This window comes from Olivibacter sp. LS-1, from assembly GCF_008245145.1.
GTDB lineage: Bacteria > Bacteroidota > Bacteroidia > Sphingobacteriales > Sphingobacteriaceae > Olivibacter > Olivibacter oleidegradans.
Genome location: NZ_CP041643.1, coordinates 5,329,449 through 5,350,254, shown reverse-complemented (window position 1 = coordinate 5,350,254; position 20,806 = coordinate 5,329,449). Strand labels below are relative to the sequence as shown.

General features: G+C 43.8%; 18 protein-coding genes. 14 read left to right on the top strand and 4 right to left on the bottom strand.

All coding sequences use genetic code 11. From position 1 onward, the window contains the following. The first annotated feature begins 96 nt into the window (after nucleotides 1–96). The gene (locus tag FKG96_RS22205) at nucleotides 97–411 is read left to right on the top strand and encodes a hypothetical protein (protein ID WP_149106115.1); all 315 of its coding nucleotides are present in this window, start codon (nucleotides 97–99) and stop codon (nucleotides 409–411) included. A gap of 77 nt (nucleotides 412–488) precedes the next feature. Here FKG96_RS22205 and FKG96_RS22200 read toward each other — a convergent pair whose 3' ends face one another. The 4 genes from FKG96_RS22200 to FKG96_RS22185 all read right to left on the bottom strand — a co-directional run bounded on the left by FKG96_RS22200 (nucleotide 489) and on the right by FKG96_RS22185 (nucleotide 5,972). Then, nucleotides 489–1,661 (bottom strand): PepSY domain-containing protein, encoded by a 1,173-nt coding sequence (locus FKG96_RS22200; protein WP_149106114.1) that lies wholly within the window; start codon nucleotides 1,659–1,661, stop codon nucleotides 489–491. A gap of 50 nt (nucleotides 1,662–1,711) precedes the next feature. Beyond that, nucleotides 1,712–4,300 (bottom strand): TonB-dependent receptor, encoded by a 2,589-nt coding sequence (locus FKG96_RS22195; RefSeq protein WP_149106113.1) that lies wholly within the window; start codon nucleotides 4,298–4,300, stop codon nucleotides 1,712–1,714. A gap of 93 nt (nucleotides 4,301–4,393) precedes the next feature. Then, on the bottom strand, nucleotides 4,394–5,359 hold the full coding sequence (locus FKG96_RS22190; RefSeq protein WP_149106112.1) for a FecR family protein: 966 nt from the start codon (nucleotides 5,357–5,359) through the stop codon (nucleotides 4,394–4,396). 58 nt (nucleotides 5,360–5,417) lie between these two features. Then, the gene (locus FKG96_RS22185) at nucleotides 5,418–5,972 is read right to left on the bottom strand and encodes an RNA polymerase sigma-70 factor (protein WP_168204590.1); all 555 of its coding nucleotides are present in this window, start codon (nucleotides 5,970–5,972) and stop codon (nucleotides 5,418–5,420) included. Between the two features lie 686 nt (nucleotides 5,973–6,658). On the opposite strand from FKG96_RS22185, the gene FKG96_RS22180 reads away from it, so the two are divergent. From FKG96_RS22180 to FKG96_RS22120, 13 genes are all read left to right on the top strand, one after another. After that, nucleotides 6,659–7,300: a DUF6266 family protein gene (locus tag FKG96_RS22180; protein WP_149106110.1), complete on the top strand. Its 642-nt coding sequence runs from the start codon at nucleotides 6,659–6,661 to the stop codon at nucleotides 7,298–7,300. Between the two features lie 51 nt (nucleotides 7,301–7,351). Further along, nucleotides 7,352–7,897 carry a DUF6266 family protein gene (locus FKG96_RS22175; protein WP_149106109.1) on the top strand — a complete coding sequence of 182 codons (546 nt, stop codon included), beginning with the start codon at nucleotides 7,352–7,354 and terminating at the stop codon, nucleotides 7,895–7,897. 236 nt (nucleotides 7,898–8,133) lie between these two features. Continuing rightward, the gene (locus tag FKG96_RS22170) at nucleotides 8,134–8,565 is read left to right on the top strand and encodes a DUF5675 family protein (RefSeq protein ID WP_149106108.1); all 432 of its coding nucleotides are present in this window, start codon (nucleotides 8,134–8,136) and stop codon (nucleotides 8,563–8,565) included. A gap of 202 nt (nucleotides 8,566–8,767) precedes the next feature. Then, on the top strand, nucleotides 8,768–8,977 hold the full coding sequence (locus tag FKG96_RS22165; RefSeq protein ID WP_149106107.1) for a hypothetical protein: 210 nt from the start codon (nucleotides 8,768–8,770) through the stop codon (nucleotides 8,975–8,977). 236 nt (nucleotides 8,978–9,213) lie between these two features. Further along, entirely contained in the window at nucleotides 9,214–10,524 is a 1,311-nt protein-coding gene (locus FKG96_RS22160; RefSeq protein ID WP_149106106.1) for an NAD(P)/FAD-dependent oxidoreductase, read from the top strand. Nucleotides 10,525–10,713: 189 nt separating this feature from the next. Continuing rightward, nucleotides 10,714–11,454, top strand: a complete 741-nt coding sequence (locus tag FKG96_RS22155) for an SDR family NAD(P)-dependent oxidoreductase (protein WP_168204589.1) — start codon at nucleotides 10,714–10,716, stop codon at nucleotides 11,452–11,454. 136 nt (nucleotides 11,455–11,590) lie between these two features. Next, nucleotides 11,591–12,235, top strand: coding sequence for a response regulator transcription factor (locus tag FKG96_RS22150; protein ID WP_149106104.1), 645 nt, complete (start codon nucleotides 11,591–11,593; stop codon nucleotides 12,233–12,235). Nucleotides 12,236–12,341: 106 nt separating this feature from the next. Then, entirely contained in the window at nucleotides 12,342–13,172 is an 831-nt protein-coding gene (locus FKG96_RS22145) for an AraC family transcriptional regulator (RefSeq protein WP_013668115.1), read from the top strand. Nucleotides 13,173–13,375: 203 nt separating this feature from the next. Next, a complete protein-coding gene (locus FKG96_RS22140) occupies nucleotides 13,376–13,975 on the top strand; it encodes a TetR/AcrR family transcriptional regulator (RefSeq protein ID WP_168204588.1) in 600 nt (199 codons plus the stop codon). 78 nt (nucleotides 13,976–14,053) lie between these two features. Further along, a complete protein-coding gene (locus FKG96_RS22135) occupies nucleotides 14,054–15,190 on the top strand; it encodes an efflux RND transporter periplasmic adaptor subunit (protein ID WP_013668113.1) in 1,137 nt (378 codons plus the stop codon). Between the two features lie 18 nt (nucleotides 15,191–15,208). Further along, nucleotides 15,209–18,406: an efflux RND transporter permease subunit gene (locus FKG96_RS22130; RefSeq protein WP_149106102.1), complete on the top strand. Its 3,198-nt coding sequence runs from the start codon at nucleotides 15,209–15,211 to the stop codon at nucleotides 18,404–18,406. A gap of 28 nt (nucleotides 18,407–18,434) precedes the next feature. Further along, nucleotides 18,435–19,850, top strand: coding sequence for a TolC family protein (locus FKG96_RS22125; RefSeq protein WP_013668111.1), 1,416 nt, complete (start codon nucleotides 18,435–18,437; stop codon nucleotides 19,848–19,850). 149 nt (nucleotides 19,851–19,999) lie between these two features. Continuing rightward, entirely contained in the window at nucleotides 20,000–20,782 is a 783-nt protein-coding gene (locus FKG96_RS22120) for an alpha/beta hydrolase (RefSeq protein WP_013668110.1), read from the top strand. Nucleotides 20,783–20,806: the final 24 nt, after the last annotated feature.

Genomic DNA, 20,806 nt, shown 5'->3' with positions numbered 1-20,806 from the left:
TCTGTTAATTTTTAAAATTCTTCTCTCAAAGATATTGATAAAATGCTGATGAGGCAAGAATCAATTTTTAAGCTATAAACCCTAAATCAAACCATCATGAACGCAAGACCTAAAGGGCCTGCGCCATGCCCGCAGTGTGCTTATCTCCTTCGCTTACTTTATCATGAAGTGAGGGGCCTTAAAGAATATACACTCGAAATTCAACGCTTCATTCTCCAAAAGGAAAAGGAAGAAACCGTTTACCGTGATGCGGCTTATACGATGGATCGGGTGGGGATTAGCAAAAGCACCCTATTGCGTTGCCAGAATCAGGGTGAAATCCGTGTCGCAAAGATTGTGAACAGGAAAAAGCTCTATCGCGATCAGGATGTGGAAAGGCTCAGAAAAACCTATTGGAGCTTGGATGCCTAACCCGGGGTGTTAAAAGTCTTCAATCTCCCCGGGTGAGGTCTTTTTTTGCGCCCTAGCGCCTATTTCTCGTCATCGTATCAGTCGCCTTTCGTTAACTTTCTGTTTTTTCTACCGCCTTTTCTTCTGTTATACCAGATGAAAAATCCGGTAAGAGGAAGGGATGCGGAAATAAGCGATGCAGAAAATGCTAGTATTTTGCCGGGCAAGCCCAGAATGCTGCCCACATGAAGATCGTAATACATGGCCCTAAATTTGGTTCCGGTGGGTTGCTCCCGAAAGCGATGGGTCTCCATCACGGTTCCTGTTTGTGTGTTGTATGTACGCACGATGGTTTCGTAAACTTTTTCGAAACGTACCAGCGTATTGATTTGCGCGGTTTGGCTGTCTTTTGGGAAATAAAACAAATATCCCAGCGCACCGGGGTATTGGCTTTTTAGATCATGTAATATGGCATCATAGGGATCCATTTGCGCGGTGTTATATGGAAATGATGTCGGTTTCGTTACTATGTTAGCATTTGGCTGTTGCTTTTGATTCAGCGCTACTTCAACTTGGCGGGCAAGCCAGGGGAAGGCCCATAAGATACCCGTTAGTGCAATGATGAGGCCTAAGCTAAGCATATAAAAGCCCAATATGCTGTGCAGCTCGTAATTTTTTCGCTTGATACCGGTGCCGGATTTCCAACGAAACCAAAAGCGTTTTCGTCTTGCCTTTTTGCTTTTAGGCCACCATAAGTAGAGCCCGCTAAGGAGCAGCAGGACATACATAAGCGTGGCAATGCCCACCATCGGCTGTCCGATGGCCGTATCCAGCAATAAACTCCAATGGAGATAAAGAATGATGCGGAAAAATTCAAACTCGGAATTTTCGTGATGCATGATTTGACCGCTGTGAGGATCAATAAAAAGGGATTCGTAGTATTTCTTTTCTTCCCAGTACCAAAGCCCGCTTTTTTCATTTTCTTTAAAAGCACGAAAATGCCACGTTTTAGCGGGGTTATTGTATAGCTCAAGTGTGGATACCGGCTTTTCAGCCCCCCAGTATGCCTGAGCGGTGTGCATGAGCTGAGAAAAGGAGAGCGTTTGCCCTGCGGTGGCTTCGGTTTGCCGGTTACGGGGATGAATGACGGATTTTATTTCTACTTCAAAGGCGAGAATACAGCCTGTTAGGCCCAATAGAAGGACGATTGCGCCGGAGCTCATTCCGAGCCAGAGATGCAAGGCAGATACAATTTTTTTTAGTTGAGTCATCGTTGTAATGGCGCCGGGCAGGCTCTTTTGCCCGGCGCTATAATGGTATGTTAAAACCGGAAGTTGAGATTGGCTGCGAAGTTGGCAGGGGCTTGCGGGTTTCCCCAGTAGTCCCAATACCGCTTGTCAAAGAGGTTGTTGGCCTTTAACTGTATACCCCAGGCTTGCTTTTGATAGTAAATAACGGCATTTGCCAAGCTGTAGGACGGTATGAAAAAGGTATTATCCGTGGCGCGGTACATTTTGTCCACATAGTTCAAACCTACACCAACTCCCAGACCTTTCAATCGTTTCTGAAAGGTGTACGAGGCCCAGATATTGGCTACGTTTTCCGGTGCGTTGGCTGCTTTATTACCCTCAATGGCCGGGTCCGAAGCGCTGATGATGCGGTTGTTATTATAGGCATAACCTGCCACTATATTAAGCCCGGTTAAGGGCTGTGCAATCAGTTCGAGGTCTATCCCTTTACTGACCTGTTCACCATCCTGCACAATGAACAGTGCTGCATTGGTGCGTGTGGCATTATCTATTTTGATATAATAGTAACTGGCGGTGAAGCTAAACTTTTTGTTGAAGAGTTCTGTCTTTACACCGCCTTCGGCCTGATTGGCAAATAGGGGATCTAATACCTGTCTGCTGCCATCGGGCTGCAGCGCCGGGGCTACATTTTGGAAACCGCTCATGTAGTTTCCAAATAGGGAAAGTTGTTGGGGTATCAGCTGATAAACGAGTCCGAATTTGGGTGCAAAGGATGTCTGCTCAAAACCGTCGTCCGACCCTTCCGTGGCTTCCCTGTCAAAACGGTCCATCCGTAGCGATAACATGGCAGAAAGCCGGGGCAGCAGTTCTATCATATCGGAAGCATAAACACTGATGGTGTTTTGTGTGGGGGAAGGGAAGGGGGCATAGCTTACCAGCTCATCAATACTTTGCCGGAGCACGGGCTGAAAGGGTTGCGTAACATCAATCTGATCGATTACCTGGGCTTCGGCAAAGAGAAAGTTGGAGGCGTAATGACGATAATTAGCACCTAACAGCAATTTATGACGGATGCTGCCTGTTGCAAATGTACCGTTAATGTTATGTTGTAAATTGGTGTAACCGTTGTAAACGGGGCCATATACAGCAGATGCCCTTACAGCGGTGCGGGGAGACATCCATATTACGGGACGCTGATAACTACGCTCCACATCTTCCGAAACGTATGAAAAGAGGGTGGTGGATTTAAAGTTGTCTGACAGCTTGTAAACGGCTTCGGCATAGATGCGGGTAGCACGGTTTTTTACATCCACATTATCATGGTAAAGCGTTTTGCGATAATCTAAAAGGATATCACTGGGCTGTTGAATATCCGCCGAGCGGATCAGAAAATTCATGGGTTGTGTATTGTGTACATGCAATAGCTCGGCATCTACGTTTAGGGACAGCCTTTCATTGACACGATAACTCAAACTGGGCGCCACCAGGAACGTATTGTTAAAGCCGTAGGAAAGGAAACTTCTTTCCCGGTGCAGTGCGCTATTGATACGAAAAAGTACTTTCTTTTCGGCGTCAAGGGGTGTGTTAAAGTCAATCGTTACCCTGTTCAGTCCAAAGCTTCCGGTGGTATAGCTGAGTTCTGTTCGTTTTGCTTCAATGGGTTTTTTGGTAACGAGGTTTACTACTCCGCCGAATGACGAAACGGAGGAACCGAAAAGCGTGCCTGAGGGGCCTTTCAGCACTTCGATGCGCTCGATATTGGCCAGATCCATCGCAGAGCGCTCGGAAGTGGATTCCATACCATTTCTGGCATTGATGCCCACACCAAAGCCACGGAAGTAGGCGCTAAGGCCGCCCGAGGGATTGGTAACGGGTACGGCTCCGGCAGCATTTCGGATGGCATCAGCAATGGTATAGGAAACTTGTTCTTGCATGAGCTGTTTGGTAACAACGCTGTACACCTGGGGATTTTCCAGATTGCTCAGGGGCATGCGCGCAACATAGTCCGTTTCTTTGTTGGCAAAGCGGTTTACACGCTCGCCGTTTACGACCACTTCCTGTAGGGCCTGGGCATCTTCATAGAGGGTAATGGAAATATCGTTGGTATGGTTGGCTTGTACCTGCACTTCTTTTGCCTGCCGTTTGACACCTACGTAATCGGCAGTTAATTGGTAGGTGCCCACTTCTATCTGCCGGAACTGGAAGCGGCCGTTCTCATCTGCCTGCATCTTGTTGCTACCCAGGCTCACGGTGACATAGCCTGCGGGCCGCCCATCGTTGGTGCGCACTTCGCCTCGGATAGTTCCTTTACCGGCGGATGGTTGCAGGTTAATGCGGTTACCATTTACCGCTAGTTGGCCAATGCCATTGGGAAAGAGCTGTTGCAGTGCATCTTCGAGGGTTACATGATCAAGATGGACGCTTGTTTGTCTTGCCACATCAAGCAGATCGGCACTGTAAACGAATGTACACCCGCTATGGGTCTCTAAGGCTTCTAGGATCTGGGAAACAGACACGTTGTTTAAGTGGACGCTAATGCGTTTTTTCAATAGGCTGGTTTGTGCTGTGGCGGATAAAGCGATGAGTAATATGCATAAGAGAATACTGGCCTTTTTCCAAATAACGGAAAATGCCTTGGTGCTATACGGCAAAAAGTTCATATTTTTGATGACAGTAATGTGATTGATTAAGAATTCATTGCTCGGCCCGGTGAACAATTTTGGCGATGCGTACACCGGGCTATTTTGTTGTATTTACTTGATGAATAAGACCTCCTTGTTTTTAATTTTATACTGAATATGTAAAGCAAAAGCGATGTCGTGCACTACCTCTTTGAGGGTAGCATTTTTGAAATGTGCCCTTACTTTTGTGTTTGCGAGTGCCGCATCGGTTATCTTGACATCGGTATCGTACCATCTTTCCAGCTCTAAAGCAACCTCTGCTAAAGGTATGTGATCAAATCGAAGTTGGCCGTTTTTCCAGCCGCTGTAGTGCTGGCTGTTTACCTTTTTCTCTTGGAGTGATCCGGCTATATGCTGGCCCTGCATGCCCGCAGAAAGGGTCAGGGTATCTGTCGCTCCTATTGCGCTCACTTGCACCTTGCCTGTTTCAACGGTTACGACTTCTTTGCCGGGTTTCCGACTGTTGACGTTGAACTGGGTTCCGAGTACACGGATCTGAATTTCTCCGGCTTCTACCTGAAAGGGTTGGGCGGGATTTTGCTGTATGTCGAAAAAGCCTTCTCCTTGCAGGATGACGTTCCGTTGTTCTTTTGAAAAATGAACCGGATACTGGAGTGTACTCCCCGCATGCAGGTAAACTTTGCTGCCATCGGATAAAATGACTTGCATTTGTTTTCCTTTTGCTACGGTAACTGTTTTATACGGAACGGAATCTTTTTGAGGGGTAAACAGGTCCTGATGCGTCCAGAGGTAGCTGCCGATGCCCATCAGGAAAATAATCGAGGCGGCTACTTTTATTAGCGTTTGCTTATAAAAAGGGCTTTTTATATTTGGTGCCGGCGCATCATCCAGCTGGCTTTGCTGGGTGATGCGCTGCCAAAGCACTGACTTCATAGTGGCTTCGTTTTGGACGGTACGCAGGGCCTGATCCCGATCAGGAGGAGTGCCACTGGCGATCCAAGCTTCCACGCGCTGCCGTTCTTCGGGCGAGCACTGTCCTAACCAGTATTTTTTCAACAAACCGTGATCTACCTCCATGCGAACGTTTATTACACTAGTCGGATCTGGACGGATTTACCCTTAGTTGAAAGTGAAATTATTTTTGGCTGCGCTGTAAATGAAGATTTTCTTTTAGAAAACGTAGGGCCTTGGTAAGGTGAGCTTCTACCGTTTTTTCAGAGAGCTTTAACTGCGATGCGATTTCCGGGATGCTGAGGCCACTGTTTCTGCTTAAGCTGTAAACCTGTTTGCACCTGCAAGGCAGGTTGTTTACCAAGCCCTGCACAAAGCGGTGGAGATCGCGGTAATAAATAGTTTCCTCGGTATTATTGACGGTATCGCAAAAGTCTTGAGAAAGGCAGCTGTGCTGATCCTCCCGTTTATATTTTTCACGAAAAAAATCATTAATCTTAAGCCTGGCCGCGCGATATAGGTAATATTCTACCTCACTGTGTAGCTGAATGCTGTCTTTTCTGTTCCAAAGAGAGCAAAAGATGTCTTGTACGATATCCATTGCCAGGTCATCATCCTGGGTATAATACTGGCAAAATGCAACTAATCTTTTCCAATATAGATCAAATAGTGCACGAAAGCTCTGCTCGTCAAGCAAGTTTACTAGGTGTGCGCTTTTGTTTCTCTTGAAAATCTTCACAAAAATTAGGATCTGTTGACTTTACCCGCACAAATATAGAAAACTATATGGATTAATTCTAAATAATAATAACATGGAAAGTCTTCTGTTTTTTAGTGCCAACGGGTTCAGCTCAGCGAAATTTGATAGTCTTACAGGGGCTTATGGATCGGGTATGATACGATCTTGATAGCGATGATTATCTTGGAATCTAACCGTACAAATGGTTCTAAAGTCTAAGACGCAATGGGATTCGGTTCGTTGTGGTATGGATTGATATACTGCTGCTGTGATAAATACCTAATTAATTCGACAGACTTTCAGGTTTTTTTCAGATTCTGATCAGGTTTTTACCAGATTTATCTGGTCAGGATCTGGTCGGACCTGATCAATACCTGGGAAAAGGCGAAGTTGCCTTGGTGTTAGTACGAATTTGTTAACAGGTGTTATGCGCTAAGTGCAAACGTTCTTCTGCTTGGAAGTACCCAGGCAGCAAGGTGCGGTGGCAGGATAATAGCCGCCTTAATTAGTAGCGGCTTACGCTTCTCCTACGCGTCAACTTTCCAGATTATCCGCTTCACATCCGCTTCAAGTGCTTTCCCTCGCGGTTTTAACCTGAATAGGCTCTTTATGTTTGTGTCATGAAGCAAGAAATACCGGTATAAATGATTGCGGATTGTATGGTTAAACTTTTAAATTTTAAACAAATGGGAAGAATTAGAAACGGAGCCAACGGTGGCTTCAAAGGTAAGGCAGGAAGTGTGATCGGCAGCAGTTGGAAAAGTATAGACTATATCAAAGGGCTCTACAAAAAGCGTTCAAAACCGGCTACGGAAGAGCAGCTGATGCAACAGGCTAAATTTTCGCTGATCACGGCTTTTCTCTTTCCGATCAAAGCGCTGTTGCGTATCGGCTTTGGTCTGAAAAAGGCTAATACGAATACGGCAATGAACATGGCCCTGAAAGCGAATATTATGGATGCCGTGGTAGGTGCTTATCCCGATTATATGTTGGATTACAGCAAGATCAAACTGAGCGCGGGTGGGCTATTTACGGCAGGCAGTGAAACCATAACGCGTACGGGCACTGAACTGACAGTTACCTGGAATGCCACCGTAAATCCGATAAGTGGCAATATCGACGATTCGGTTTATGTTCTGGTGTACCACCCCGCTTCAGAGCAGTTCCTGACGACTGATGTAGTGCCGTTGCGGAGCGACGGTGAGGCAAGTATTAATATCCCTGCCCATATCACCGCCGGTGAAGGACACGCGTGGATATTCTATGCGGAGCGAAAAGCGAAAGAAGTTTCTAAAAGCATCTATTTAGGAACCGTGTCATTTGATTAACCGGCAAGGTGGCGCCAATAGCGGCGCCATCTGCCTTTAATGTATGGGTATATGCTACTGATATCTGAACAGAATGGAAGGAAAAAAGAGGACCTGAATGGAAAACTCGTTTCGCAAACACGTTTGACAATAGCGGTACGCTATTTATCGCCGCTGCGTAAGATCGTTGCCATGGGCTATGGAAAGCACAATAAAAGGAGCGCTTTTAATACGGCCGTAGCCGATGCGATGCGTTATGCCATTGAGGGGATGTATCCTGATCTAACGGTAAATCCGCAAAAGGTTCGCCTTACACGGGGAGGGCTGCTCCATCCGTTGAATCCTGCGGCGGTGCGTATTGGAGATAAATTGACGGTAACTTTTGACCCGGGCTTTGATAAACTATACGGCTTCGGGGATGACGAAGTAATACTATGTGCTTATAATCCGGACGTAGGTGTGGCGGGTATTAATGAAGAAAGGTGCAGGAGGCAGGATGGTGCGCTGGAATTACAGCTGCCCGTGCAATTGGCGGATGCAGCCGTGACGGTTTACCTGTTTGCACGCGATCGCTCCGGCAAGCGCTTTTCTAACAGTGTCTTTCTGGGAGTACTTTAGCGGCGAGGTGCGGGAGACGTTGAGTAGTTAAATAGTTGGTAGTTAAATAGTTGAGTGGTTGAGTAGATTTATTAGTGTTGAGTTATGAACGATGCCTGCCTGCCGGTAGGCAGGAATTTTGAGTGAGTGCCTACCGCTTATAGCCTACGGCATAAAGCTGATAGCTGACATCCGAAAGCTGACCGCTGATGGTTGAGAGCTAACGCCTAATTCCTAACAGCTAAAAACTAAATGATATGATTAAACTAATAAGAATCGCCGAAGGCATAAACACGACCCTCGGCCAATTATACATCAATAATCTCTTCCAGTGCTATATATTGGAAGATAAAATACTGGATGAAAAAATCCCGGGAGAAACGGCCATCCCGGCCGGAACCTATCAACTCGGCTTGAATAAGCTGGCGGGTATGAACGCGAAATATCAGAGCCGATACAGTTCCATGCATAAGGGAATGGTGGAAATCAGGGGTATTCCCAATTTCAGTTTGGTGTTCTTCCATATCGGCAATTACCACACCGATACCCGTGGTTGCCCCTTAACCGGAAGTTATTATCAGCTTATTGACGGCGATTATCGGGTACTGCATTCGGCAGATGCGTATAAGAGGGTGTATCCTTTATTAGCTGAATATGCTGCCGCGGGGAGTAGTTTAGTTGTCGAGTAGTTAAGTAGTTAAGTGGTTAAGTAGTTGAGTCGTTCAGCAGATTTATTAGTGATGAATTATAAGTGATGAGTGATGCCTGCCTGCCGGTAGGCAGGAATTTTGAATGAGTGGCTTTGCGGTAGTCCTGGTATTCCGAAATGCGTCATGGCGAGGAGGGGCCATGCTTTTTACTTTTTAATTTTTACTTTTTAATTTTCATTTAATGAACGAAATAACAGAAAGAATCAAATCCCCCACCCCGAAGTTCTTTAAAAGAATAAGAACGATCGGTTTAACCTTGGGTGCCATAGGCGGAGCTTTATTAACTGCTCCGATTACTTTACCGGCAACGGTAGTTACCATCGCCGGTTACCTCGCAACGGCCGGTATTGTAGCATCAGCCATCTCAACGGTGGCGAAGGAAGATAAGTGAGTAAAGGGTGTCTCCTATGGTTGTTCTAAACAAATGTAGGAGATACCTCTTGTAGTAGCAATCCGAAATCTCTCATCCCATCTTTTCCTTGTTTCATCCTTTTAATAGCCCGTTTAAACGAATACTAATTGTACTTCTACCTTACCTTTTTAGTTTTGGTGACTTTTGATATGCAGAACAGCTTCAGATCCGGTATTTCTGTTATGTTAAAATGCAGCTATAAAAATCTCTTAAATATGAAAAGGTTAGATGATACGGACTCAAAAAAACACATAATTGTTGTTGGCGGAGGTTTTGCAGGTTTGAACTTTGCCAGACAGATAGCCAACAATAAATATTACGACCTCACCTTATTGGATAGAAATAACTATAATTATTTTACGCCATTGCTTTATCAAGTAGCTACCGGCTTTTTAGACCCGGCGAGTATCAGTTACCCTTTTCGTATGCTGTTTAGAAAAACAGGTATCAAATTTAGAATGGCTGAAGTGAAGTATGTTGATACCAATACGAAAACGCTCCACTTAAATGATGGTAAAATCACCTATGATCAGTTAGTTTTTGCTGCCGGTGCAAAAACCAATTTTTTTGGCAATGCGGAAATGCCGGGGAAAACATTATCACTGAAAGGAATAGACGATGCAATAGCGATGCGGAATGAGCTGATCAGAACAATGGAAAAAGCGGCCGTTGAAGTGGATTTAGAAGAACGTAAGAAACTCTTAACCTTCGTGATTGTGGGTGGTGGTGCTACGGGAGTGGAAATTGCCGGTGTTTTTGCAGAAATGAAAAAGTATATAGTTGCTAAAGATTATCCGGAGCTAAAGGATGCGGAGGGCGCTATTTATATTGTAGACGGCCATGAAAATCTGCTCGCACCAATGAGTAAAAAAACACATAAAGCGGCTTATGATACCCTATGCCGCCTGGGCGTAAACATTAAGTTGCATACGGTCGTTTCAAGCTATGAAGATGATAGAGTGACCTTCTCCGACGGGCAATTTGTGGAGGCTAAGACCGTAATATGGTGTGCAGGCGTTACGGCTAATGTGTTTGATGGCATTCCTGCAAGTAGTTTAGGACCCGGCAATAGGATGAAGACAGATCAGTTCAGCCAGGTTCTCGGATTGGAAAATGTATATGCGATAGGTGATATTAGCATACAGGAGACGGATGCGGTTTACCCGAAAGGACATCCGCAGCTAGCACAACCGGCCATTCAACAGGGGCGCCACCTTGCGAAGAATTTTCTGGCAATTGCTAAAGAAAGGGAACCTAAACCTTTTAAATATTTTGATAAAGGCGATATGGCCATTATTGGGCGAAATTACGCAGTGGCGGATCTCTTTAAACATAAGCTTCATTTCGGTGGCTTTTTAGGCTTAATGAGTTGGCTGTTTATCCATATCATGTCGCTCGTTAATTATAACAATAAAATTAAAACATTTTATGGATGGCTCATTGCTTATCTAACACGTGATCAACATTTAAGAATGATTTTTAAGGAGCCCTTAAAAGAAGAACAGGAAGATAATGCTTTACCGTGATTTAAACTGAGCCGCGTACCGTGGGAACCGGAACAGGAACAATTGTCATAGCGCTGTTATAACTGAAAATAGGCTAATTTATAAGTGTTTGATAACAAGTAATTCCTACCCTGTTTGCCATTACTTACCCTAGGGTAAGTGCTTGATAACGTGATGGACAAGTTGGTCTTTTGTGCAAAAATCAAGAATATGAAGAAGAGTATTTTAATTACCGGGGGCTCGTCGGGCATAGGCGAGGGGCTGGCACGTCATTTTTATGCTAAAGGTTGGCGTGTGTTGATTACCGGGCGTAATCAAAAACGCTTATCGGCCTTAAAAAATGAATTGCCGGGGCTTTATACAGCGGAATATGATAGTTTACAAGAGGGACAAGAACAACAATTTATTGAGTTTATTCAAGACGAATGGGCGGGTCGGTTAGATGTGTTGGTAAATAATGCCGGCCATGTTGCATTAACGCCTTTGGAAGGGGTTCATAAAACGGTATTGGAAGCGATGTATCGCGTTCACCTCATCGCTCCCACAATGTTAACATCGGTGTGTCTCCCTTTTTTAGCAAAGACAAAAGGACAAGTCGTTAATGTAAGCAGCAGTCATGGTACTAAAGCCTTTGCACAACTGAGTGCTTACGGTTCTGCAAAAGCCGGCCTAAATATGTTAACGAAGATTTGGGCCTTGGAGCTGGCTCCTTTGGGCATTCGAGTGAATTCGTTGGCTCCGGGGCCCACAGATACACCGGTATTGGCACATGCCGGACTCTCCGAAGAAATTATAGCTGCAATACATCGAGAAGAAGCTGAATCGGTGCCGCTCCTGAGACGTGGAAGTGTGGAGGATATGGTTGCAAATGCGGCTTTATTAATCGATTCGGGGTCAACTTGGGTAACAGGTGTGGTGCTGCCGGTTGATGGTGGAGTATCTATAAGTTAGCGGCTAAGGCGGGGCTCGCTTTTTTAACGAGCTTTGCCGATTTAATGCTTTGTCCAATTCCGGTAATTCAATTGTCCCTATAAAAAAAGGTTTTGTGAATGCAATATAAATTAGTTGGAGGATAAAATTCGTGAAAGTGAAGATAGCCATATTTGATGATCATGAGGATAGTATCGCGGCCATCGAAACGCTTTTAAAAAGTGAGGGAAGTTTTGATGTTGTAGGTCGCTTTTATAATACGAATGCCTGCGTGCAAAAAGTTTTAACATGTGATGCTGATGTGGTGTTGATTGATATAGCGTCATCGGGTAGGATGGGCATTGCTGCTATCAAAGAGCTGAGATCAAAACTTCCATACCTTAAAATAGTGGTACAAACGGCATTGGAGGATGGCGAATGTGTCTTCAAGTGCATCAAGGCAGGTGCTGTAGGCTATGTGTTGAAAAAGAATGCAAAGCAATGGTTGATTTCGACCATTAAGGACTTACAGCACGATGGGGCACCGATGGCTCCTATTATTGCAAGGAAATTATTCAACTTTATCTACAGAAAATGTGATGAAAGGAGAAGTGTAAAAATTAACAGAGACTATCAACTTACATTAAGAGAGAAAACCATTTTGAATTACCTGGTTAACGGATTAAGTTATAAAATGATCGGGCATGAATTGGGCATCTCGTATGAAACTATTCGTAGTCATATGAAAAAAGTTTACAGAAAGCTTGAGGTATCATCGTTAACGGAGGTGGTTGCGAAAGCTATCAAGCAGGAGATTGTTTAGCCATCCGCAGGATGATCTCGATGATGTCATATTTTATGATATGGTATAAAATGTTTTGGTATTTACATATATTTGTATATTATTTCTTTTTATAGTAAATATCATCATGAAAAAAGAAGATTTATACGAGCCGTTTTCGGTCAGTGTGCAAGTGTTGGAGAAATACCCCGTAGATAAACATAAGCATAGTTTTTTCGAACTGGTGTATGTGTTATCGGGGGCCGGTGAACAGCGGATCAATGAAAATAAGTTCACCTATCAGGCCGGTGATATGTTTCTGCTAACGCCTGGTGATTCGCATTGTTTTGATATACAAGAGACGACAACTTTTTTCTTTCTTAGGTTTAATAATATCTATTTGAAAAGCAGCGGGATTGTAAAAGATAATGTGAATAGATTGGAGCATGCTTTGATGAATGTTAACCAGGTTCCCGGGTCCATCCTGAAAAATGAATCGGATAAACCTTTTGTGCGCATGGTGATTGATGCAATGATCCGTGAGCAGGTGAATAGGGATTTGTGTTGGGATAAAATTACGTTGCAATTGGTTAATACCTTGATTTCGTATGTGTGCAGGAATATTGAAAAGTATCAGCCTGCTGAAATAAAGGATGATAAAGAAGAGAAGCTTTTTGATATTTTGCAGTATATCCAATCAAATATCTATAGCCCAAAATCAATTATGGCTGAAAGTATCAGTGAAAAGTTTAATCTGTCTGTTTCGTACATTGGACGGTATTTTAAGAAAAATCATGGTAAAACCATGCAGGAATATGTTTCTAACTACCGGGCTAAGATGATTGAAAATCGCTTAATCCACAGTAATATGAGGATGTCGGAAATTGTGGATGAATTTGGTTTTGTGGATGAAAGTCATCTTAATAAGTTCTTTAAGAAACATACGGGACGTACGCCATCTGAATTTAGGAAAAACTAAGCTGCTTACTTCTTATTTTATTATAACAGTTTGGAGGTCGCATTTTGTATGCGACCTCTTTTTTTTATGGGCTTCTGTCATTGTATTGTATCTTTTATTAAAAGGTATTTTTTTACTGAATTAAGGAAAAAATGTACAAATAGTTGTGTTTAAAAATGTAAGAATTTTGTTCCTATTAAATTAAGTACAAAATGAATCGTCTTATGACAACTAGTAAAAGGATAGAACGCCTGAAGGAGCAGACCAAAAAGAGCATCTTCTTTGCAGCTCTGAAGATCATTAGGGAAGAGGGATGTCAAGGCTTGAGTATGCGTAAAATCGCCCAGGAAATCGAATATACCGCTCCAGCCATTTATGAATATTTCGCTGGCAAGGAAGCATTGATCATCGACCTAAAACGGTATGGGTTCTTGTTGCTTACAAAACGTGTGCGTCTCGCTGCTTCGCTCAGTACCGATCCTTCAGAACAAATCAAATCTATGTGGTTAGCATATTGGGATTTTGCGCTTCTCGAAACGGAATTGTACCAGTTAATGTTTGGCTTGGATGTGCATGCCATTGACGACTATAAGAGTAATCTCGACTGCGAAGTAATCAGTCAGTTATTTCAAGAAGTCATTGAACGGTTAACGCTTACTACAAGCGAAGAGACCTTAAAGATTAAACTCTTCACGTACTGGTCGTTGGTGCACGGCCTTCTAACACTGCAATTGACACAGGACCTAAACGGAACTTTTAGCCGCAAAATATTGCTGGAAGGTATCGAAGGAATCTCTAAATCCATGCATCACAAAAAAATTTAAATCTACATAAACGGTGATAAACGATTTAATATCCATCGCCTATTTAACATATCAAACACGCAATTCAATAAAATTATCATGAATAAAAATTATCTAGGATTTCTGATAGCTATGCTTACGTTATCCGCATGTTCAAACAAAAAGGAAACTAGTCAAACAGCTTCTGCTACACCCGCAGAAGTCATTACTCTACGTGCTTCGGAAGAAACCGTAACGCAGGTGTATCCCGCAAAATTGGAAGGGGTTTCCGATGTCGAAATAAGACCACAGGTGTCTGGCATTTTGGAGAAAATTTTAGTAGAAGAAGGCGTTTTTGTAAGCAAAGGGCAGCCTTTGTTTCAGATAGATGCACGCCCATACCGCGAGTCGTACAATACGGCACTTGCTGAATTACAGGCAGTGAAAGCGAGTGTAAATAACGCAAAAATTGAACTGGATAAGATAAAACCGCTTGTTGAAAATAAGGTTTATTCAAATTATCAACTTCAAAGTGCCCAACTGGCCTATGATGCTGCAGTAGCAAATAAAGCGCAAGCGGAAGCCAAATTGGGTAATGCAGCAATTACGTTAGCCTATACTACGATCAAAGCGCCGGTTAGCGGCTATGTAGGTCGTTTATTTAAAAAGGTTGGTAGTATAGTTGCTCCCGGTGATGTTCAACAGCTAACCTATTTGTCTGACAATCACGAAATCCATGCTTATTTCACCATGGGTGAAATTGATTTCACCGAACTAAAAGAGAAGCTTGAGGGAGCTAATATCATGGATAAACTTAAAAATGCCCCTGCGGCAACATTGATTCTTGCCGGAAGCCGTCCTTATAACAAAGAAGGTAGGTTGGATATGATTGATGCTGCCTTTGATAAAAACACAGGAGCCATTACCCTTCGTGCGTCTTTCCCTAATGACGATGGTTTGCTGAAGTCGGGTAACTCCGGAAAGATACAATTGGCGTTTAAGCAGCAAAATGTTGTCTCCATACCGCAGGCCGCCACCTTCGAAATACAGGATAAAGTTTTTGTTTATCAAGTGGATAAAAATAATGAGGTTCATAAGGCTCCGTTGGTCATTTCGGGCGTATCTGGACAACATTACTTTGTCTCGTCCGGCGTAAAGACAGGCGATAGAATTGTGCTAAAAGGAATGGGGATCTTGAAAGATGGGATGAAAATCAGTCCCGTCGATCCCAAGGCGAAAATTACTAAAGTTAATTAAAATTAAAGCGAACATATCATGTTAAAAACATTCATTCAACGGCCGGTTGTTGCTACCGTAGTCTCGATTATCTTGGTGATATTAGGGATAGTAGGCCTCATAAAGCTTCCCGTTCAACAATTTCCGGATATTGCGCCTCCTGCAGTTCAGGTTTCAGCATCTTACCCCGGCGCCAATGCCGAAACCTTATTAAGGTCTGTTGCTCCTCCTTTGGAAGAGGCTATCAATGGTGTGGAGAATATGAGTTATATGTCTTCTTCTTCAAACAACGATGGTACCCTCAGTATAACCATTTATTTTAAGCTGGGGACCGACCCGGACCAAGCGGCAGTTAACGTACAAAATCGGGTTGCCTCAGCAACGGGACTACTACCGGCCGAAGTTGTGCAGGCAGGTATCACAACCCAGAAGGTTCAGAATGCAATCATTATGGGTATTAACTTATACAGCGAAGATCCGGAGCTTTATGATTATACCTTTTTGGCAAACTATGCTGCTATCAATATACAGCCTGAAATAAAACGTATTCCCGGTGTCGGACAAGCGAATCTTTTTGGCGGTAGCAAGGACTACTCCATGCGTATTTGGTTAAATCCTGCCCAGATGGCTTCTTATAATATCACACCCAATGAGGTGATGGCTGCCGTTAGGAGCAAAAACCAAGAAGCTGCTCCCGGGCGATTCGGAGAAATGAGCAAGCAATCTTTTGAGTATGTCATTAAGTACGCAGGCAAGTATAATAGGCCGGAAGATTATGCACGTATGATTATCCGCTCGAATGCAGATGGGTCTTTTTTGCGATTGAGAGATGTGGCGAAGGTGGAGTTGGATTCGTATACCTACGGTAGTTTTAATAAAGTAGATGATAAACCCGGGGTATCCATCATCATGTTGCAGCTTCCAGGCTCAAATTCACGCGAAATCCAACTGGCGATAGAAGAGCTGATGGTCAAAGCAGCTAAGGATTTTCCGGAAGGTATTAAGTATCAAATTTTATATAATACAAAAGATGCATTGGACCAATCGATCGGGCAGGTTAAGCATACGCTGATCGAAGCATTTATATTGGTTTTTATTGTCGTGTTTCTATTCCTGCAGGATTTTCGTTCGACGCTTATCCCCGCTATTGCAGTACCTGTTGCGCTAATCGGTACGTTTTTCTTCATGTCTTTGCTCGGATTCTCGATCAACCTGTTAACGCTTTTTGCGCTGGTATTGGCGATCGGTATCGTAGTGGATGATGCGATTGTGGTAGTGGAGGCTATCCATGCGAAACTGGAGCACAGTACCATGAATGCCAAACAGGCTACTTTATCTGCTATGCATGAAATTACGGGTGCTATTATATCGATCACCTTGGTAATGGCGGCCGTATTTGTACCGGTGGCTTTTATGGAAGGATCGGCAGGTGTTTTCTATCGGCAGTTTGCTTTAACCTTGGCGATTGCGATTGTTATTTCGGCGATTAACGCCCTTACGCTGAGTCCGGCGCTGGCGGCATTATTCCTTAAAGGTGTTCAATATACGGATGCCAACGGCAATAAGGCGGTAAACTTTAAGGAGCGGTTTTTTATTGCTTTCAATAAAGGTTTTGAAACTGTTACCGAAAGGTACATTGGTGGTGTTAAAAAGTTGATTCGTCATAAGTGGTTAAGTTTAGGTGGTTTGGTGATCGTGATTGTGATAACCGGGTGGATGATTAAGAAAATACCAACGGGTTTTATTCCCTCTGAAGACCAAGGTTTCATAGCAATAGCCATCTCTTTGCCGCCCGGGGCGTCGTTAGCACGAACCCAGGATATGATGGCTGAAGCTTCGGATAAACTGAAGGATATGGAATCTAAATTAATATTCAACCAAATAATCGGTTTTAACATGCTCACGCAATCTACCAGTCCTTCATCGGGTGTAGCATTCTTTAGGTTGAAAAAAGACAAGGAACGAGGTGAAATGAATGATATCGGCCCCATTATGGCCGAAATCCAACAGCGTCTGGCAAGTATCCAAGGTGCGCAATTCTTCGTTTTTACCTTACCGACAGTACCTGGTTTTAGTAATGTTGATGCGTTGGATCTTGTGTTGGAAGATCGGGCAGGGGGTGACTTGAACAAATTCAGCGGCGTTGCGAATGAATTTATCACTGCGCTTATGCAAAGACCGGAAATAGCAGTTGCTTTTACCACCTTCCGTGCCGATTATCCTCAGGTGGAAATGGTGCTGGATCATGAGAAAATCGAGCAGCTGGGGGTTGATGAGAAAGAAATATTGAGTACGATGCAGGCATATTTTGGTAGTGCACAGGTTTCCGATTTTAATCGCTTTGGTAAATATTATAGGGTAATGGTACAGGCGGATAAAAGGGATAGGGCCGAACCTTCCTCATTGGATAATGTATACGTGAAGAATAAAGCCGGTCAAATGGTTCCTATTAATACCTTGTTAACGCTAAAAAGAGTTTTTGGGCCGGAAACGATTACACGCTATAATTTATATAACTCAATCGGCATAAATGCAATCCCTAAGCCCGGCTTTAGCTCCGGCGATGCTATTAATGCCGTGCGTGAGGTAGCGATACAATACCTGCCAAACGGTTACGCTTACGAGTTTTCCGGTATGACTAAAGAGGAAATTGCATCAGGTGGACAGGCCGTGTTTGTGTTCTTACTGTCCTTGTTGTTTGTTTATTTCTTATTGGCCGCGCAATACAATAGTTATATCCTTCCCTTTGCGATTATTTTGTCGATACCAACCGGTTTGATCGGCGTTTTTACAGCCATTGGGTTAACCGGAATCGAGAATAACATTTACGTTCAGGTTGCCCTGATTATGCTCATCGGATTATTGGCGAAGAATGCAATTCTAATTGTTGAATTTGCTGTACAGCGGCGGCAGGCAGGCTATTCACTGGTTGATGCAGCGGTTGAAGCGGCTAAGCTAAGGCTAAGACCCATTATTATGACATCTATTGCTTTTGTAGTGGGCATTACCCCAATGATGCGTGCAACAGGACCTTCTGCGATAGGGAATCACTCCATAAGTATTGGTGCTGCGGGAGGGATGCTAAGTGGGGTGCTACTGGGGTTGTTTATTATTCCGGTACTTTTTGTAGTATTTCAAGCATTGCAGGAAAAGATTTCTAAAGGGAAAGGAATGGCGCCCGAGGCTGAGTACAATGTCTCTCCTGATCTTGTTACCACGTCGTCGACCACTATCTAATTGATAAACATAATATAAAGATCAAAGAATGAAAATTAAAATAGATAAATGGCTGTTGCTATTAGTTTTAGTGGCAATAAGCGCCTGTAAGGTGTCAAAGGATGTTAGCGTGCCGCAAGAAAATTTACCGGATACCTTCAGAAATGCTGAACAGATAGCAGATACGGCGTCTTTTGCGGATATATCGTGGAAAGCAGTTTTTACTGATCAAACATTGGTGTTGTTGATTGATAAGGCCATTGCTAAGAACCATGATATGCAATTGGCTCTTAAGAATATTGATGCCGCGCAGCTGATGGTGAAGCAGGTAAAATGGAATCATGCGCCCTCAGTAGGTGTAAATGTGTCGGGCAGTACTGCCAACCCTTCTGATAACAGCTTAAATGGGTTAACATTAGGACAATTTCTTGGCACGAATCATATCGAAGATTATTCCGCAAACCTCACCTTATCCTGGGAAGCAGATATTTGGGGTCGGATACGAAGCCAGAGCAAAGCTGCACTTGCGCAGTATTTGCAGACGCAAGAAGCCCGAAAAGCAATACAAACCAATCTGGTGGCAAGTATAGCGCAGGGGTATTATCGCTTATTAATGTTTGATGAACAGCTACGTATCGCGAAAAGGAATCTTGATTTGAATGACAGTACCTTGCGGATTGTGCGCTTGCAATACGATGCCGGATTGGTAACACTCGCGGCTCTTCAGCAGTCGCAGGCGCAACGAATGGAGGTGGCACAATTACTGCCTCAGCTAGAACAGCGTATTATCTTGCAAGAAAATGCCTTACAGCTTTTGACGGGCGAACTGCCCGCTCCATTAAATCGCAAAGGGCTATTAGACGATATCACGTTTCCTGATACGTTGAATGCCGGTATACCTATACGGCTGTTGAGCCGTCGACCTGACATAAAGAGCCAAGAACTTGAATTGACTGTTGCGAATGCGAAGGTAGGCATTAGTAAAGCCGCGATGTACCCTACACTGCGCATTACAGCTAGCGGCGGATTAAATTCATTGGAAGCAAGTGATTGGTTTAAAACACCGAGCTCTCTTTTTGGTGTTGTTGCCGGCAGCGTTTTTCAGCCGATATTACAACAGAAACAAATGCGGACGCAGTACAAGCTTACCCTAGTGGAAAGAGAAAAATCGGTTATCAAATTTAGACAGTCTGTTTTAGTAGCCGTAGGAGAGGTGTCTGATGCCTTGGCGAAGATTGAGAAGCTTAGGCAGACCCAATCGATAGCTGTTGATCGGGTGGATGCCTTGCAACAGGCAACTTTCAATGCGAATTTGTTATTTAAAAACGGAAAGGCGAACTACTTAGAAGTGATCGTTGCGCAAGGCAATGTATTAAAAGGGGAGCTGGAGCTTGCTGAAATAAAGACATCTATGCTCAGCGCGGTGTCTGAACTATACCGAAGTTTGGGCGGAGGTTGGAACTAAGGACTAGTTGATTGGATCGTATCTGTTAGCTAGCGCCTCCCGCGAACCAAGGTTAAGTTCGGGTAGAAAAATATACAAATGGAAGCGTCATCCATCCATTTTCCTGATAGTATCTATGGCCGACTTTTGTAGAAATTAAATTCAAAAAAATGAAAACAGTTAATTATTCAAAAGGCAAAGTGGCATTGATAGTAGCCGTCGTTTTAGCCAATCTAGCCGTGGTGGCACCGCAAGCATTAGCGCAAAAGAAGAAAGTTAAAAATGTAGTGATCGTTCACGGTGCATTCGCCGATGGGTCGGGATGGAAAAGCATTTATGATATTCTATCAGCGAAAGGTTATGAGGTAAGCATTGTGCAGAATCCATTGACGTCCTTAAAAGATGATGTTGAAGCGACGAATCGGATAATCGATAGGCAAGACGGACCGGTGGTTTTAGTTGGGCATTCTTGGGGCGGTACGGTTATTACAGAAGCAGGTAATCACAGCAAAGTAGCCGCTTTGGTGTATGTGGCCGCCCATCAACCGGATGAGGGCGAGAATACCATACAATGGGTAAAGACAGCACCTGTACTTCCGGAGAACGGTATCCTCCCCCCGGACGATAAGGGTTACGTGTATTACGATAGAGCAAAATTTCATGCGGGATTTGCGGCAGACGTTCCCGCCGAGGAAGCGGCTTTCATGTTTGCATCTCAACAACCGATAAATGGGGCTGGATTTGTGGAAACAATAACCAAAGCTGCCTGGAGAACGAAACCCTCTTATGGTATTGTAGCTACTGAAGATAAAAGTATTAACCCTGATATTGAACGGAATCTGTATAAACGCTCGGGCACAAAAACCGTTGAAGTAAAAGGTAGCCATGTGATTTTTATGACGCATCCGGAGGAGGTTGCCGATGTAATCATTGCCGCATCAGAAAATCAGTAGGTATCTGTAATTCGTTGTCTATGC

Bases quoted from the DNA above. Each gene is read 5' to 3' on its own strand.
- FKG96_RS22205 (WP_149106115.1), top strand. From the start codon at position 97: ATGAACGCAAGACCTAAAGGGCCTGCGCCATGCCCGCAGTGTGCTTAT.
- FKG96_RS22200 (WP_149106114.1), bottom strand. From the start codon at position 1,661: ATGACTCAACTAAAAAAAATTGTATCTGCCTTGCATCTCTGGCTCGGA.
- FKG96_RS22195 (WP_149106113.1), bottom strand. From the start codon at position 4,300: ATGAACTTTTTGCCGTATAGCACCAAGGCATTTTCCGTTATTTGGAAA.
- FKG96_RS22190 (WP_149106112.1), bottom strand. From the start codon at position 5,359: ATGGAGGTAGATCACGGTTTGTTGAAAAAATACTGGTTAGGACAGTGC.
- FKG96_RS22180 (WP_149106110.1), top strand. From the start codon at position 6,659: ATGGGAAGAATTAGAAACGGAGCCAACGGTGGCTTCAAAGGTAAGGCA.
- FKG96_RS22175 (WP_149106109.1), top strand. From the start codon at position 7,352: ATGCTACTGATATCTGAACAGAATGGAAGGAAAAAAGAGGACCTGAAT.
- FKG96_RS22170 (WP_149106108.1), top strand. From the start codon at position 8,134: ATGATTAAACTAATAAGAATCGCCGAAGGCATAAACACGACCCTCGGC.
- FKG96_RS22165 (WP_149106107.1), top strand. From the start codon at position 8,768: ATGAACGAAATAACAGAAAGAATCAAATCCCCCACCCCGAAGTTCTTT.
- FKG96_RS22160 (WP_149106106.1), top strand. From the start codon at position 9,214: ATGAAAAGGTTAGATGATACGGACTCAAAAAAACACATAATTGTTGTT.
- FKG96_RS22155 (WP_168204589.1), top strand. From the start codon at position 10,714: ATGAAGAAGAGTATTTTAATTACCGGGGGCTCGTCGGGCATAGGCGAG.
- FKG96_RS22145 (WP_013668115.1), top strand. From the start codon at position 12,342: ATGAAAAAAGAAGATTTATACGAGCCGTTTTCGGTCAGTGTGCAAGTG.
- FKG96_RS22140 (WP_168204588.1), top strand. From the start codon at position 13,376: ATGACAACTAGTAAAAGGATAGAACGCCTGAAGGAGCAGACCAAAAAG.
- FKG96_RS22135 (WP_013668113.1), top strand. From the start codon at position 14,054: ATGAATAAAAATTATCTAGGATTTCTGATAGCTATGCTTACGTTATCC.
- FKG96_RS22130 (WP_149106102.1), top strand. From the start codon at position 15,209: ATGTTAAAAACATTCATTCAACGGCCGGTTGTTGCTACCGTAGTCTCG.
- FKG96_RS22125 (WP_013668111.1), top strand. From the start codon at position 18,435: ATGAAAATTAAAATAGATAAATGGCTGTTGCTATTAGTTTTAGTGGCA.
- FKG96_RS22120 (WP_013668110.1), top strand. From the start codon at position 20,000: ATGAAAACAGTTAATTATTCAAAAGGCAAAGTGGCATTGATAGTAGCC.